A 16,004-nucleotide genomic window follows, 5' to 3' on the forward strand; every position below is an offset into this window, starting at 1 on the left:
GATGTACGAAGACTCACATCTATAAAAACTAAACAAATAAGTTAAAAACAATGAATATTAAAATGATGGGTAGCTCCCTAATTATCGCTGGTACCGCTCTAGGTGCTGGTATGCTTGCGATCCCAATGGTATTAGCTCAATTCGGATTGCTTTACGGCACACTGCTGATGGTACTGATCTGCTTCGGTACGACTCACGCAGCATTATTACTTCTAGAAGCGACCATCAAAGCGGGTGGCGGTCTAGGACTAAACTCAATTGCCCGAAAAACCTTGGGTAAACAAGGCCAGTTACTGACTAACGGCTTGCTATACGCGTTATTGATTTGCCTATTGATGGCTTACATTCTAGGCGCAGGTGATTTGCTGAGTAAGTTACTGTCTAACTTTGGCGTTGAACTCACCGCGACCACGAGCCAAGTCGTGTTTACGTTACTTGCTGGTGCAGTCGTCGCAAGTGGCACAGGAGTGATTGATAAGCTCAACCGCGCATTGTTTTTTGTGATGCTAGCAAGCTTGTTTGCAACTATGGTGTTTTTAGCACCAAGCATGACGCAAGAAAACTTGATGCAGGTAACCAGCCATGACCACGTTGATCTAATCAAAACCAGTGCCATCCTGTTTACGAGCTTTGGCTTTATGGTTGTGATTCCAACCTTGGTTTCTTACAACCACGAAGCGACAGACAAACAGCTGCGTAACATGGTGATCGTCGGTTCTCTGATCCCATTAGTGTGTTACTTATGTTGGTTGTTTGCGGTAGTGGGTAACTTGAGCGAAGAGCAATTCAGAAGCTTTAAGAACGTATCAGATTTGATGGCGGCGTTTGAGGCTCAGTCTCCTTGGGTGGGTAACGTTCTGTCTACCTTCACTGGCTTGGCGTTGCTGACCTCTTTCTTTGGTGTGGCGATGTCTTTATTCAACCAGAACAAGGACATGTTCAACCAAAACACCGCAGTAACGTACTGCATTAGCTTTATCTTGCCGTTGGCGGGTTCATTGCTTGCAGCTGACAAGTTCCTACAAGTGTTGAATTATGCAGGTATCATCTTAGTGTTCTTGGCTGTTTTTGTTCCTCTGGTGATGGTTCATAAGCAACGCTTCATGAAAGTAGCGGAAGACAGATACAGCGCTGAAGGTGGCCGACCAATGATGTTGTTCTCATTGTTGTTTGGTTGCTTCTTGCTTATCTCGCAAGTGATTTAGCAAAACAATTTGGTCGGTTGAATAATTAGGGCGTGTTGACCTTTCGTGGTTAAATTTTGTTCAAGATAAAAGCGTTTTAATCGCGGCGAGGGGGAAGTAGCCTAGTCACTCTAAGCAAATCCCCCTCAACAAAGAGTAAAACGCTTATAGCCGAACCCTTCGGGCAGCGTTTGCTGGCCATTTCTACTACGTTATCGGCTTCTCATGTAGGCTAGCTACACATCGACGCCTCTGCCTTGTATAAATACCCAGCAACTCGCTGCAAAAATCAGCTCGAAAGATCAACACGCCCTAGTCACTAAGTTTCAGCTACAAAAGCTTCAGATACAAAAAAAGGAACGCATCGGCGTTCCTTTTTATTATCCGCTCATTAAAAGCAGACTGAGTTAAGTGTTGGCTTGTTAACTGATGCTGGCCAATAAATTAATACGGACTAGCAAGCCAATGTTAACTAACAAACGAATGTTAATTAACAAACAACCTTAACAGCCAAACCACCTTGAGATGTCTCACGGTATTTAGCGTTCATGTCTTTACCTGTTTCTAGCATAGTTTCGATAACTTTATCTAGAGATACAGTAGGAGCAGAAGAACGACGAAGTGCCATACGAGTTGAGTTGATTGCTTTAACGGCAGCAATACCGTTACGCTCGATACATGGTACTTGTACTTGGCCTGCTACTGGGTCACACGTTAGACCTAGGTTATGCTCCATGCCGATTTCTGCAGCCATACATACTTGCTCTGGGCTACCACCCATAAGCTCAGCAAGACCAGCAGCAGCCATAGAACATGCCACACCAACTTCACCCTGACAGCCTACTTCAGCGCCAGAGATAGAAGCGTTACGCTTGTAAAGACCACCGATCGCGCCAGAAGCTGCGAAGTAACGGATGTAGTCTTTCTCTGTCACTGTTTGGATGAACTTATCGTAGTAAGCCAATACAGCAGGGATGATGCCACACGCGCCGTTAGTTGGTGCAGTAACAACACGGCCACCGGCAGCATTTTCTTCGTTTACTGCGAATGCAAACATGTTCACCCAATCAACAACCGTCATTGGATCATTGGTTGTTTTTTCTGAAGTAATCAGAAGTTGGCGAAGTGAAGCTGCACGGCGAGGTACACGCAATGGACCCGGCAAGATACCTTCAGTATTCATACCGCGATCCATACACTCACGCATCGTTTTCCAGATGTTTGCGAAGTAAGTACGAGACTCTTCGTCTGAGTGGAAAGCCGCTTGGTTTTTCATAACCAGTGTACTGATAGAAAGACCACTTTCTTTACACTGATTAACCAGCTCTTCAGCTGTTGTGAATTCGTAAGGTGCTTTAATCGGGTTTTCTTCTTCTTTGCCGAAGCTCTCTTCGTCAACGATGAAACCGCCACCAATTGAGTAGTACGTTTTTGAGTAAGCTACTTCGTCATCAACCCAAGCATGAATGCTCATGCCGTTCTCGTGTAGAGAAAGGTTGGTTTTATGGAAATTCATTCCGCCATCTTTAGGGAACGAAACAGTATGACAGTGCATACCAACAGGTAGACGTTCAGTTTCTTCTACTCGTGCAATAAAGCCCGCGATAGAGTCGATATCTACTTTCTCAGGGGTGTTGCCAGCAAGACCCATGATGATAGCGATATCGGTGTGGTGACCTTTCCCTGTCAGTGATAGTGATCCATATACGTCCACGGTGATTTTAGTGATGTCGCGCAATTTTCCCATTGAACGTAGGTCATCAATAAATTCTTTACCCGCTTTCATTGGTCCAACTGTGTGTGAGCTCGATGGACCAACACCGATTTTATAGATATCAAATACACTAATCATAGCGATTACCTCAAAAAGAGAGCCTCCCAAGGGGAGTAGGGAGGCTCATTTATTATCATTATATTTTTTGTCTAATCTCGCGATATAAGATGGATGTCATCTTATAAAAAGGACTTGAGATTAAAGAGCGCCGTAGATTACAGAACTAATAGCCGCTAGACCACATAAAGCTGTAAAGATTTGCACAGGTGCTGATGTTTTGTACTTAGCCATTGCTGGTACTTTCTGCATCGCGAATACAGGCATTAGGAACAGGATAGCTGCAATCATTGGAGCACCCATTGTTTCAATCATACCTAGGATGCTTGGGTTAACTACCGCAACAATCCAAGTTGTAACAACGATGAACGCTAGAGATGCTTTCTCAATCGTGCTGATTGAAGAACCAGAGCGAGACTTGATTAGACCAACAAGACCTTCATGAGCACCTAGGAAGTGACCGAAGTAGCTAGAAGTAATCGCTGCGAACGCTACTAGAGGACCCATGTAAGAGATAAGTGGAGACTCGTGAACGTTAGCTAGGTAAGAAAGTACCGAGATGTTTTGCGCTTGCGCTGTAGCTAGTTGCTCTGGAGATAGAGAAAGCACTACAGAGAATACGAAGAACATTACAAAACCCATCAGCATCATTGCTGCGCCGCCAGTGATCGCGTCAGTTTTCTTAACTGCGTCTTCACCGTATACACGACGTTGCTCTTTAGAGAACTGTGAAATGATTGGGCTGTGGTTGAAAGAGAACACGATGATTGGAATCGCAAGCCAGATAATAGAAGGCATTGAAGACCATTCTGGGCTTGTTTCCATCATTGAAGTGTTCCATTCAGGAACTAGGAAGAAAGACAGCGCTAGTAGGACGAATACTAGTGGGTAAACCATTGCTGACGTTGCTTTAAGCATCAGTTCTTTACCGAATACAACACCTGCTGTCATAGCAAGGATCAGTGCACCAGAAAGAAGAGGACGTGGAATAGATTCCATACCCATTTGGTTTACTAGGAAAGAATCAACCGTGTTCGTGATACCAACACCGTAGATAAGAACGATTGGGTAGATAGCGAAAAAGTAAGCAAAAGTAATAATGTTTGCGCCAGTCTTACCGAAGTGCTCTTCAACTGTGTCTGTAATATCAGCTTCAGGGTTTTTAGCAGACAGTACGAAACGAGCTAGAGATTTGTGTGCGAACCAAGTCATTGGTGCCGCGATTAGAGCTAGGATAACTAATGGCCAAAAACCACCCGCACCAGCTTTGATTGGAAGGAATAGTACGCCAGCACCAACTGCTGTACCGAATAGTGATAAACACCAGGTAAAATCTTTATAGTTAAACTTGCTTGAATCTTTAACGGCATTTGCCGAAGAAGTTGTTGTGTTCATGTTAAATTACTCATTTTTTGGGAACAGGAAATAAGTTGGGGCTAATTCTGCAGAATTTTCTTCTGTAAAAAATAGATCTAAATCATGTAATGAAACGGCGTGTCACATGATATGCGAAAAACGGATTTTTGATCACGAAATTGGCGTGCTACAGGTGATTTATGCTCATGCTAGGCATTAGTTTTTATTATGCGAATGGCGGGGGTGGTCAGATTTATACCAGGAAAACGTTTGCGTAAAATTGCATTAATAAATCTGTTCTATAGAAAGGCTGGATTTTGTTAACAGAGATTAAACAAAACGTAGTTGCTATGTAATTTGTTGCACTACATGTCGCTGCAGAGATTGGATGATTTGTGCTGTAACGCCCCAAATTAGGTGCTCTTCGAAGGGCATCGCAAAAACACGATGCTTGATTTGTTTAACGTTAACAGTGTGGCTGTGTAACTTGGCTTGGTCTAAAACATAGGTGGCAGGCACCTCAAAAATCGAGGCCACTTCGTTCTCATCGATGATGGCTTCATAGTCAGGATCGACCATTGCAACAATCGGTGTCACAGAAAATTTACTAATAGTACTCAATGCAGGTAATTGGCCAACAATTTTAACTTGATCCGATCGAATTCCCACCTCTTCGTGGAGTTCTCTAAGTGCAGTAAATTGCATAGAAGGGTCGGAAAGTTCGTGTTTTCCTCCAGGAAAGCTGACTTGACCTGGATGATGCTTTAAATGAGCGGCTCTTTTAGTAAAAATGACATGTAAACCATCTTCTCGTTCCACTAAACCGACCACCACTGCCGCTTTGCGCAATTGATCGTCACTGATATGTGAAACACGCTCTACAGATTCAGGATGATAGCCAACCGTAGGGTTAAGCTGGAATTGTTGAAGGAAGTTTTCTTTATTCATATCAAGCCAATATATTGATTATTATGATTTTAAGTATAGACATAACCGTGGGCTGAATACCAATTTTGAGTGTGTCTTCATTTACTTACCCTTAGTTCAGTCATTAACTAAGCATAATAAAGGGGAGGGGCAGTTACTCATCTCCTCAAACGAGGGGTTTTGCTATATTCAATATTTGTACATTTCCGAGTAAGCGTTACCCATGTCATAAAATTAGGTGATGAAACGTAGTTTTTTTGTTTAAGAATTTGATAACAATAACTTAGTAGACCATTCTAAAAAGAAATAGAAGAAAAGGTATGAGATGAAAGGAATCATATTCACCGAATTTTTAGAGCTTGTTGAAGACAAGTTTGGGCTGGAGCTTTTGGAAGAAGTTTTAGAGATGTCAGAAGACGAAGGGATCTACACGTCGGTCGGAAGCTATGACCACAAAGACCTTGTCAGGTTGATTATCAACTTGAGTAAGAAAACCGATATTGTGATGCCGCCAGTTTACAGCGTGTTTTTGGGCAGTCGGTGTTTAAGAACTTATTGGCCTCATTGCCTAATAAAGCGAGCCTTGCTCATAGCACGACCACCTTTCAATTTATCCAACACGTAGAGCGCTATATTCACGTTGAAGTGAAGAAGCTCTATCCGGATGCGGAGCCGCCTGAATTCAGCTTTATTACCACGACTGAAGCACAGCTTGTTTTTGACTATAAAAGCGCAAGGTGCATGTCTCACGTTTGCTTAGGGCTTATTGAAGGGTGTGCTGAATACCACGGTGAATCTATCGCGGTTGAAATGACGCCGCAAAATGATGACCAAAGCGTGGTTAGGTTTAATCTCAAAGTAGAAAAGTGATATGGATCCGGCATCTGCCATAGAGAAGAAACTTAAGCGTCAAATCGCGGCAAGGAAAGCGGCTGAAGCGTTGTTGGAACAAAAGAGCCTCGAACTGTTTGAAGCTAACCAACAGCTTGAACTTGCTCTGCGTCAGTTAGAAAAGCGCTCTAACGCGAATATACGCCGTATTGAATTCCAAGAACAAATCGACAACCTGTTGATTGATTTCGGGCGCGCGTTCCTTAGAAATGATATCGATGACGTCATGTTGTCACAATTGACGATGAATGTGACCAACAGTTACTTGATCGAAGCCAGTCGTTTGATTTTGCCTCCCAAGCTGATCCCGCAGTTACACACCTACGACTATGGTGACGAAGCCGTCGAGGTGATAGAGCAATACATTCAAGAACCTCATTGGCAAGGCAACCTGCTAACGGTGCCATTAGAGGTCGAAAAGGTCATAGTCGGCGCGTTAATCGTGAAGGTCAGATTGTTAGACCAGGACTACGAATTCATTCAAAGCCAACTGTTGTTAGTGACCGATCTTATCTGCAGTGCATTAACTCATCAGCTTGCTATCAATCGAAATGTTGAATCACGTAAACGAGCGGAAGAGTCCGAGAGGGCAACGCGCGACTTTGTGGCCATGATTAACCATGAGCTAAGAACTCCGCTCAATGGTTTGCTAGGTAGTGCAGAATTGATCAGCGATACCGAACTCAGCAGTTCTCAGCGTGAAATAGTGAATAACCTGAGCCAATCTGGAGAGTTTCTCAGAACCATCATTAATGACTTGCTTGATTTCAGTAAAATCAATGCAGGGATGTTGGATCTTATTCCCAAGAAATTTGCGTTGCATGATTTGAGAAATACGATTGAAAGTATCTTCGTCAATCGCGCGATTGAGAAGCAGATCGAATTTAATATCAGTGTCGCATCTAACGTACCTTCTCATTTCCAAGGCGATTTAGAACGTATCACGCAACTGTTTGTAAACTTAATCGGTAATGCGATCAAATTTACAGAAGAGGGGCACGTCAATGTCGATATTGAGTGGGACAAAAACCAGTTTGTCTTCTCAGTGGAAGATACTGGGGTAGGCATTGCCGAATCTGCACATAAGACGCTGTTTGAACCTTTCACACAAGCTGATAACTCAAGTAGCCGAAATTATGAGGGCACTGGGCTTGGCTTAGCGATTTGTCGCAAGCTGGTGGCTCTGATGAATGGCGTGATTGGGGTGACCAGTGTTGTTGGCTCAGGCACTACGTTTACCATCTCGATTCCTCTTCAGGTTGTCGATGTACCAGCAGAGAGTGATAGTGTCGCTAGAGGCTTTGAATCTGAAGTCGAATTGTCACTGCTTAAAGTGCTGGTGGTTGATGATATTAAGATGAACCAGATCATCATCCAACAAATGTTACGTAAATATGAGATTGAACCTGCTACCGCGAGCAATGGTGTAGAAGCTTTTGAGCTTGCTTCAGATAATGAATACGACATTGTTTTCATGGATTGCAGAATGCCCGTCATGGACGGATTTGAAGCGACAGAGAAACTTAGAGCTAAGGGTTACGTTAAACCTATTGTGGCACTCACCGCCGGAACGACACTGGAAGAGCGAGAACGTTGTATTCAGTGCGGAATGGATGACATTCTTAGTAAGCCTTACACAGCCAACGATCTTAAAGAAATGCTCAAGAAGTGGGGTGTTGCGTCTGCGAAAGTAGCTTAGAGCTTGTTAACTAAAGTAACTTAGAGCTTGTTAATTAAGCCTCGCTAGTTAGACAGTGGTCATTCACATGCTCTGGCTCAGAGACTAAAAAACCGAAGTGATCTTACGATCCTTCGGTTTTTTTATTTCGGCTTCTTCTTATATAGAGCTTTCGCTGGCCGTTAAGCAGCGAAACTGTCAGTTGATGACGTTATGCTTAACATTCCTCAAGCACAGGTAGGATACGACTTAGTTTATCCAACGTCTCTTGGTACTCAGAAGCACAATCACTATCGAATACCACACCACCGCCAGCCCATGCATAAAGCGTATTGTTCTCTGCCACTAACGTACGAATAGTAATGCTGGTGTCCATTCTGCCATTTCGGCTGATGTAGCCAATACTGCCGCAGTACGCTGAACGTCGATGCGGTTCTAACTCTTCAATGATCTGCATCGCGCGAACTTTTGGAGCGCCGGTAATCGAGCCTCCAGGGAAACAGGCTCTCAGAAGGTCAGTTGCAGAGTATTGGTCATCAAGGTCCGCTCGTATCGTGCTCACTAAGTGGTGCACAGCAGGGAAGCTTTCAATATCGAAGAGCTTTGGTACATGAACCGATCCTGGCTTTGCGACTCGGCCAATATCATTACGAAGCAGGTCGACGATCATCAAGTTTTCTGCCTGATCTTTATCGGCGTTGACTAGGTCTTGTGCGTTGGCATCATCAATCATAGGGTCTTTAGAACGAGGGCGTGTGCCTTTGATCGGTTTTGTTTCAATGGTGCCACTATTGAGTTCTAAGAATCGTTCAGGCGAAACACTGATGATTGCGCAGTCAGCCAAACGGATGAAGCCAGAAAAGGGCGCCGAGTTGTATTGTTCCAATTTGTCATAGGCTAGCCATTCACTGCCTTGGTATTGGGCATTGAAACGCTGAGCCAAGTTAATCTGATAGCAATCGCCGGATAACAGGTACTCTTGAACACTATCGAATTTCGTTGCGTAGTTCTGTTCGCTCATGTTGGATTTCCACGGTGTGGTTAATCCAAAGGGCGCATGTGTTCGGTTTGACCGAGCCACTTGCTGCATCAGCCAATCATGATGTTCATCGATATTGCTGCCGACAATACACGCCGTTTTTAATTGATGGTCAACGATCACAGCCCACTCATACAAACCAACCGCCATGTCTGGCGCTTCAATATCACGCTGCGCTAGAGAAGGTAATGTCTCAACACGTCGACCTAAATCGTAGCTGAAATAACCCAACGCACCACCGACGAATGGTAATTCGCTGTGTTCCGTTGTCGTTGGTAATAATTGCTGTTGATATTGGTCGAGTAGTTCGAAAGGATCAGACGTTGAAACCTCGCACTCTTCATTAACATTAACGGTCGTTTCTGCGCCGATAGTTTCGAAGGTGGCGATGGGTTGAGCAACTAAAATGTCGTATCGACTATCAACGTGGCTTTCTGAAGCAGAGCGTAATAGCATTGCCCACGGCATACTTTCAATATGAGAAAACAGCTGTTTAGCTAAAGTTGATTGATATTCAAGCGGCTTGATTTGGATAGAGCGAAATTCGTTGTTATTCATTTGTTTAATTTGTGACAAAGAGTTCGATCACTGCATGGCGTGTGAGAGGAAGCAAGAGTATCATAAATTGAAAATAAAATGGGTTCTTGATTAGAACGGTGCAAACCAAATGGTTTAGTTTAAAGCTATGCAAGCGATTGCTAAAGCAACTAAATACAGCTCAACATAATAAAAAGCTAAGCCAACTAACCCGGTTAGACAAAAACAGTCAAACCAAGACCCCACATGGAACCAGAACAATAAAGAGGCATGCAATGACGGTTATTCGTAAGCAAGATGTGATCAGCAGTGTCGCTGACGCACTTCAGTACATTTCTTATTATCACCCTTTAGATTTTGTCCAAGCCCTAGAAAAAGCGTATGAGAAAGAAGAGAGCCAAGCAGCAAAAGATGCGATCGCTCAGATTCTGATTAACTCGCGCATGTCTGCGGAAGGTCATCGTCCAATTTGTCAGGATACGGGTATTGTTACTTGTTTCGTGAACATCGGTATGGATGTTAGGTGGGAAACGGATCAAACAGTACAGCAGATGGTTGATGAAGGCGTTCGTCAAGCTTACAACAATCCAGATAACCCATTGCGTGCATCTGTCCTAATGGACCCTGCAGGTAAGCGTATTAATACAAAAGACAACACACCAGCGGTTGTTCACATTAATATGGTTCCAGGTAATAAAGTTGAAATTCAAATCGCGGCTAAAGGCGGTGGTTCTGAGAACAAAACCAAGATGGTCATGCTAAACCCTTCTGATGACATTGCAGAGTGGGTAGAGAAAACGCTGCCGAAGATGGGTGCTGGTTGGTGTCCACCGGGCATGCTAGGTATAGGTATTGGCGGTACGGCTGAGAAAGCCGCGGTACTCGCTAAAGAATCTCTGATGGAACACATCGATATTCAAGACCTTATCGACAAAGGTCCAGAGAACGCAGAAGAAGAGCTTCGTTTAGACATCTTCAACCGTGTAAACAAGCTTGGTATTGGTGCACAAGGTCTTGGCGGTCTAACCACTGTCGTGGACGTAAAAATCAAAACAGCACCAACGCATGCAGCTTCAAAGCCTGTTTGCTTGATCCCGAACTGTGCAGCAACGCGTCACGTTCACTTCACGCTAGACGGCAGCGGCCCTGCAGAGCTAACACCACCTAAGTTAGAAGAGTGGCCAGACATTACTTGGGAAGCTGGCGCGAATACACGCCGTGTTAACCTTGATGAAATTACCAAAGAAGACGTTCAAGAGTGGAAGACTGGCGAAACGGTTCTTCTATCAGGCAAGATATTAACCGGTCGTGATGCTGCTCATAAGCGTATTCAAGGCATGCTTGAAAGTGGTGAAGGTTTACCAGAAGGCGTCGACCTGAAAGGTAAGTTCATTTATTACGTAGGCCCTGTTGATGCGGTACGCGATGAAGCGGTTGGTCCTGCTGGCCCAACAACCTCTACACGTATGGATAAGTTCACTGACATGATGCTAGAAGAAACAGGCATTATGGGCATGATTGGTAAAGCAGAACGTGGCCCTGCAACGGTAGAGTCAATCAAACAACATAAATCGGTTTACCTGATGGCGGTTGGCGGTGCAGCTTATTTAGTCGCGAAAGCAATTAAAAAAGCACGCGTGGTTGCGTTTGAAGATCTCGGTATGGAAGCGATTTACGAGTTTGAAGTTGAAGACATGCCGGTAACGGTTGCGGTTGACTCTAACGGCGTGAACGCGCACCAAATCGGCCCTGATACGTGGAAAGTGAAAATTGCTGAAGCTGAAAAAGCATAATTTACCGAAGTCAAAATTCGTAACAGGCGCTAGCTTCAGCGTTTGAATTGCAATTCTTGACAGAAAGTTGAAGACAAAAGTGCAGCATTATTTGCACTTTTGTCTTATTATCAATGATATAGTGATAAACACATAGTTTGATATAAGAATATAGGAGAGAGGAATGCCTCGTTTTATTCAGATCCTACAGATTATCTTGGCAGTGGTGATTGGTGCTTTTGTTGGTTACGACCTGATCTTGAAAGGGATCAGCATCTTTGATAATAAATACGTGACAATTACTTGTGCGCTTTGGCTAATTGCAGAGATTGCACTGTTTGTTATCTACAAGTTGATTGAAGACGATTAAACGTCGGATATCGCAGAAAAATTCTAAAGCCCCTGATTATGAATGTAGTCAGGGGCTTTTATTCATCTAGCATTAAGAATGTGTATTGCATACTTATCACCATAAGCAAAAACATCAGTATTTAAGATATTCCGATTGGAATAAATAAGTAGGCTATTTTTCCAAATGATTGCGCTCTTGGTGAGTCAGCAATCCAGCCTAACTATCACGGAGTCGTTCAAATGAAACACCTAACTCAAGAAATGAGTGACTTTATAAGCAGAGGAACGGATTCTCACATTCGAGTAGCGGTTACGGGGCTTTCTCGTGCGGGTAAGACAGCATTCATTACTTCGCTGGTAAATCAGCTTCTTCATACGTCTACCCACAAAAATCTACCACTGCTTGCATCAGCGAGAGATGGCAGAATTATTGGCGCAAAGCGCATCCCGCAACAAAACATGATGATTCCACGCTTCTCTTATGATGAAGCGATGGAATCTTTGAATGCACAGCCACCAGAATGGCCGGTGCCAACGCGTGATGTCAGTGAGATTCGTCTAGCAATCAAATATAAGCCGGCTAAAGGCGCAAAGAAGCTACTGAGCAAGAACAGCACCCTTTATCTCGATATTGTTGATTATCCGGGAGAGTGGCTACTTGATTTACCTTTGCTGGATATGGATTTTGATACTTGGAGTCAGTCTCAATTTTCAGCACTAAAAGGCGACAGAGAAACCTACTCGCAACAGTGGAACGCCATGCGTGGTGACGTTGACTTGTTAGCCGAAGCAGACGAAAAGAAACTGGTCGCCATTGCCGATAGCTATACTCAGTACCTTCACACTTGTAAGGATAACGGGTTGCACTGGGTGCAGCCGGGTCGATTCGTATTGCCGGGTGAGCTTGAAGGTGCGCCTGTGCTGCAATTTTTCCCGTGCACCGCACCTGAGGGCAAGTTCTCTAAAACAAGTAACTATGCGGTTTTAAAAGCGCGTTATGAAGAGTATCAACAAAAGGTCGTAAAGGCGTTCTACAAGAATCACTTCGCGACGTTCGACAGACAAATCGTGCTGGTGGATTGCTTACAGCCGCTCAATGCGGGCTATGACTCTTTCATGGATATGCGTGGCGCATTAGAGCAGCTACTAAAAAGCTTTAAGTATGGTCGAAGCAATGTGCTAAGACGCTTGTTTGCCCCGAAGATCGACAAGATATTATTTGCGGCCACCAAGGCTGACCACGTGACACCGGATCAACACCCGAACTTGGTATCGCTGTTACAACAGATGGTGCATCCGGCTTGGCAACAGGCGGCGTTTGAACATATCGACATGAGTTGCATGAGCATTGCGTCTATTCAAGCGACGAGTGCGGGTTATATATCGTCAGGTTCAGATAATGTCCCTGCATTGCAAGGTGTGACTTTAGATAATGCTCCTCAAACCATGTATCCGGGAGAGGTGCCGCGTAAGTTGCCCAATAAACAGTATTGGGAAACCAACCAGTTTGATTTCACGAGCTTTAGGCCGATGGAGCAACATTCCGATGAGCCTTGCCAACATCTAAGAGTCGACAAGGTTTTAGAATATCTCATTGGCGACAAGTTGAAGTAATTGAGGCAATTAAAATGAGTGAATTAAAAACGAAACAGGTCTTTGATGAACCGTTGAAGACCTCGTTCGATGAGGCTGATAAGAATGAAGTTACCCCAGATTTGGGGGCTCAAAAGCTATTCACGGAACAAGAAAAGTTTGTACCCGTTGCACCACAAGTAGAAACAGATCTTGATGCTGAGCAGCAACTGGAACAAGTGATTCGACCGAGTAAAAAGAAGAAGTGGTTTGGAACGGGCTTACTTGTCGCTTTCTCTGGTCTGGTGGGCTGGCAGGCGATTGACTCTGTCATTACCGCGATTCAAACCGCTGACTGGCTAGCTTTAGGCTGGGCTGGCTTTATCGCTGCAATCGCTTCATTAGGCTTGGGCGCAATAGGCAAAGAGTTGTGGAAGCTACGCTCATTGAAAGATCATTTCAGCGTTCAAGAGCAGAGTGAAGAGCTACTTCAGAGCCAAAGTGTCGGTAAAGGCAAATCGTTCTGTGAACACATTGCGAAGCAGGGCGGTATTGTCGCTGAATCACCCGCTTATGATAAATGGCGAAACAGCATTAACCCTGCACACAGTGATGCTGAAGTCTTGGATATGTATGATGCACTCGTTGTTGCCCAACAAGATAAAGTGGCGACTCAAATTGTCACTAAGTTCTCGACCGAATCGGCCGCTTTGGTTGCTGTGAGCCCATTGGCGGCTGCCGATATGTTGCTGGTGGCGTGGCGCAATTTCACCATGATAGACAAGCTTGCTGATGTGTATGGCATTGAGCTTGGTTACTGGTCGCGTATTAAGTTGTTCAAGTTGGTGTTGATCAACATGGCAGCGGCAGGTGCCAGTGAACTCGCGATAGACGCGAGTATGGACCTCGTCTCGATGGATCTTGCAGGCAAGGTTTCAGCTCGAGCAGGGCAGGGGCTCGGTGTCGGTATTCTCACTGCGAGACTGGGTTTAAAAGCCATGACATTGCTGCGTCCTATGCCTTGGCATAATGAGCGAAAAGTAAAAATATCAGATCTTCGTAAAGCCGTCCTTTCTGAAATAAAGCGCATTACGCTTAAATAGAGTGAGTTGCTTATCAACAAAGCGATCTACTGACCAACAAAGCGAGCTACTAACCAATAAAGCGAGTTACTTAGCAATAAAGTGTATGACATTGAGTCGTTTGCGAGTGAAGAGTAAACATCTGTTTACTCTTCTTCTTGACTGAACTCAGAGCTTAATCCACACTACTGTCAACTTATCCTGACACCTATAATAGGACTATTTGTGCGTCTTGAAGTATTGTGTGAAGACAGACTCGGCTTAACGCGTGAGTTGCTCGATATCTTGGCCTCAAAAAGCATTGATTTAAGAGGAATCGAAATTGATGTTAAAGGCATTATTTACTTAAACTGTCCTGATATCAATTTTGATGCTTTTAGTGAACTTATGGCTGAAATTCGCCGAATTTCAGGTGTGAAGGATGTACGTAAAATCCAATTTATGCCAAGCGAAAGGCATAACACAGAGTTGATTGCTCTGCTGGCAAACCTACCTGACCCTGTGATAGCGATTGACCTTAAAGGCTCAATCGATATGGCAAACCACGCTGCATTGAACCTCTTTAACAAGCAAGAAGACGAAGTGATCGGTGAGCCGCTAGCGACGTTCGTTCCTAGCTTTAACTTTTCTCGTTGGATTGAAGGCGATGTAACGCGCCATCGTGAAGTTGTGGTGTTAGATGGTTTAGATTTCTCTATTGAGATCCTGCCGATTTACCTTGGTGGTGATGTCAACGAAGCGGTACTGGCTAGCGCGGTAATGACAATTCGTTCTTGCAACCAAGAGATGAACACGCCAGACGCAATCCCTGAACAGAATAACCTAGGTTTTGAACACTTTGTTGGTGTCTCTAATCGCCATAAAGCCTTGATCAGCCAAGCTAAGAAACTGGCTATGCTGGATCAACCTCTGCTTATTGAAGGGGATACAGGCACGGGTAAAGAGATGCTGGCTAAAGCGTGTCATAACCGTTCGAACCGAGCGTCATTCCCATTCTTGATTCTAAGCTGTGCATCGATGCCTGATGACGTAGCGGAGACGGAATTGTTTGGTCATGCACCGGGTTCATTTAACCATGAACAAGGTCATAAAGGCATTTTCGAACAAGCGAATGGCGGTACCGTATTTTTAGATGAAATTGGCGAGATGAGCCCGCATCTACAAATCAAACTGCTGCGTTTCCTACAAGATGGTTCATTCCGTCGTGTTGGTGAAGAAGAAGAGATGCACGCGGATGTTCGTATTATCGCATCAACGCGCCACCGTCTTTCTGAATTAGCCGACTCGGGCTCGTTCCGTGAAGATCTGTTCTACCGCTTGAACGTGCTGACTTTATCGATTCCTGCTTTGCGTGAACGTTCAAACGATGTTGCCCCATTACTGGAGCTATTCGTTGCAAAGTACGCACAGCAATTAGGCATGTTGAAACCAAAGCTGACTCAAGAACTAATCGACCAATTAGGTAACTACCAATGGCCGGGCAACATTCGTCAGTTAGACAATATGGTTCTACGTGCTCTAACAGAGTTGGATTCAGATACGTTAACGGTTGAGCAATTCCACCTGCCACAGCTTGAAACCATGACTGCTGGAATGGCGAACTTGAGCTTAGACGGCTCGCTTGACGAGATCATGAAAGACTATGAGTCTCAGATCCTTGAAAAGCTCTACCAGTCTTTCCCATCAAGCCGTAAGCTTGCAAAACGTTTGAATGTATCTCACACCTCAATTGCGAATAAGCTTCGTGATTACGGTATTAGAAAGAACTGATCGAATAAGAACAA

11 protein-coding genes and 1 pseudogene are annotated in these 16,004 nt (G+C 44.4%); 8 read left to right on the plus strand and 4 right to left on the minus strand.

Features of this window, described 5'->3' with window-relative positions:
* Positions 1–62 precede the first annotated feature (62 nt).
* Positions 63–1,205 carry an amino acid permease gene (locus M4S28_RS07590; RefSeq protein WP_249632713.1) on the plus strand — a complete coding sequence of 381 codons (1,143 nt, stop codon included), beginning with the start codon at positions 63–65 and terminating at the stop codon, positions 1,203–1,205.
* A gap of 469 nt (positions 1,206–1,674) precedes the next feature.
* Here M4S28_RS07590 and M4S28_RS07595 read toward each other — a convergent pair whose 3' ends face one another.
* The 3 genes from M4S28_RS07595 to M4S28_RS07605 form a co-directional block, all read right to left on the minus strand.
* Entirely contained in the window at positions 1,675–3,036 is a 1,362-nt protein-coding gene (locus M4S28_RS07595; protein WP_004734717.1) for an L-serine ammonia-lyase, read from the minus strand.
* A gap of 120 nt (positions 3,037–3,156) precedes the next feature.
* The gene (locus M4S28_RS07600; RefSeq protein ID WP_017091019.1) at positions 3,157–4,410 is read right to left on the minus strand and encodes an aromatic amino acid transport family protein; all 1,254 of its coding nucleotides are present in this window, start codon (positions 4,408–4,410) and stop codon (positions 3,157–3,159) included.
* A gap of 309 nt (positions 4,411–4,719) precedes the next feature.
* Positions 4,720–5,319 carry a CoA pyrophosphatase gene (locus M4S28_RS07605; protein ID WP_208774077.1) on the minus strand — a complete coding sequence of 200 codons (600 nt, stop codon included), beginning with the start codon at positions 5,317–5,319 and terminating at the stop codon, positions 4,720–4,722.
* Positions 5,320–5,623: 304 nt separating this feature from the next.
* Between M4S28_RS07605 and M4S28_RS07610 the strand changes: the two are divergent.
* Positions 5,624–6,168, plus strand: a pseudogene (locus tag M4S28_RS07610) (heme NO-binding domain-containing protein).
* A 1-nt stretch (position 6,169) separates the two neighbouring features.
* Positions 6,170–7,888, plus strand: coding sequence for an ATP-binding protein (locus M4S28_RS07615; protein WP_249632616.1), 1,719 nt, complete (start codon positions 6,170–6,172; stop codon positions 7,886–7,888).
* A 196-nt stretch (positions 7,889–8,084) separates the two neighbouring features.
* On the opposite strand, the gene pabB is transcribed toward M4S28_RS07615, so the two are convergent.
* Positions 8,085–9,464: an aminodeoxychorismate synthase component I gene (gene pabB / locus M4S28_RS07620; RefSeq protein WP_249632617.1), complete on the minus strand. Its 1,380-nt coding sequence runs from the start codon at positions 9,462–9,464 to the stop codon at positions 8,085–8,087.
* A gap of 254 nt (positions 9,465–9,718) precedes the next feature.
* On the opposite strand from pabB, the gene M4S28_RS07625 reads away from it, so the two are divergent.
* The 5 genes from M4S28_RS07625 to tyrR all read left to right on the plus strand — a co-directional run bounded on the left by M4S28_RS07625 (position 9,719) and on the right by tyrR (position 15,990).
* Entirely contained in the window at positions 9,719–11,236 is a 1,518-nt protein-coding gene (locus M4S28_RS07625) for a fumarate hydratase (RefSeq protein ID WP_249632618.1), read from the plus strand.
* A gap of 163 nt (positions 11,237–11,399) precedes the next feature.
* Positions 11,400–11,585 (plus strand): hypothetical protein, encoded by a 186-nt coding sequence (locus M4S28_RS07630; RefSeq protein ID WP_004734731.1) that lies wholly within the window; start codon positions 11,400–11,402, stop codon positions 11,583–11,585.
* Positions 11,586–11,806: 221 nt separating this feature from the next.
* A complete protein-coding gene (locus tag M4S28_RS07635) occupies positions 11,807–13,180 on the plus strand; it encodes a YcjX family GTP-binding protein (protein ID WP_249632619.1) in 1,374 nt (457 codons plus the stop codon).
* Positions 13,181–13,194: 14 nt separating this feature from the next.
* Positions 13,195–14,241, plus strand: coding sequence for a YcjF family protein (locus M4S28_RS07640; protein ID WP_249632620.1), 1,047 nt, complete (start codon positions 13,195–13,197; stop codon positions 14,239–14,241).
* 204 nt (positions 14,242–14,445) lie between these two features.
* Positions 14,446–15,990: a transcriptional regulator TyrR gene (tyrR, locus tag M4S28_RS07645; RefSeq protein ID WP_108100109.1), complete on the plus strand. Its 1,545-nt coding sequence runs from the start codon at positions 14,446–14,448 to the stop codon at positions 15,988–15,990.
* Positions 15,991–16,004: the final 14 nt, after the last annotated feature.

Source organism: Vibrio sp. J383 (assembly GCF_023503985.1).
GTDB classification, from domain to species: domain Bacteria; phylum Pseudomonadota; class Gammaproteobacteria; order Enterobacterales; family Vibrionaceae; genus Vibrio; species Vibrio splendidus.

Excerpts from the sequence above, each read along its gene's own strand:
- M4S28_RS07640 (WP_249632620.1), top strand. The coding sequence starts at position 13,195 with ATGAGTGAATTAAAAACGAAACAGGTCTTTGATGAACCGTTGAAGACC.
- M4S28_RS07630 (WP_004734731.1), top strand. The coding sequence starts at position 11,400 with ATGCCTCGTTTTATTCAGATCCTACAGATTATCTTGGCAGTGGTGATT.
- M4S28_RS07615 (WP_249632616.1), top strand. The coding sequence starts at position 6,170 with ATGGATCCGGCATCTGCCATAGAGAAGAAACTTAAGCGTCAAATCGCG.
- M4S28_RS07600 (WP_017091019.1), bottom strand. The coding sequence starts at position 4,410 with ATGAACACAACAACTTCTTCGGCAAATGCCGTTAAAGATTCAAGCAAG.
- M4S28_RS07625 (WP_249632618.1), top strand. The coding sequence starts at position 9,719 with ATGACGGTTATTCGTAAGCAAGATGTGATCAGCAGTGTCGCTGACGCA.
- M4S28_RS07605 (WP_208774077.1), bottom strand. The coding sequence starts at position 5,319 with ATGAATAAAGAAAACTTCCTTCAACAATTCCAGCTTAACCCTACGGTT.
- M4S28_RS07595 (WP_004734717.1), bottom strand. The coding sequence starts at position 3,036 with ATGATTAGTGTATTTGATATCTATAAAATCGGTGTTGGTCCATCGAGC.
- M4S28_RS07590 (WP_249632713.1), top strand. The coding sequence starts at position 63 with ATGATGGGTAGCTCCCTAATTATCGCTGGTACCGCTCTAGGTGCTGGT.
- M4S28_RS07635 (WP_249632619.1), top strand. The coding sequence starts at position 11,807 with ATGAAACACCTAACTCAAGAAATGAGTGACTTTATAAGCAGAGGAACG.
- pabB (WP_249632617.1), bottom strand. The coding sequence starts at position 9,464 with ATGAATAACAACGAATTTCGCTCTATCCAAATCAAGCCGCTTGAATAT.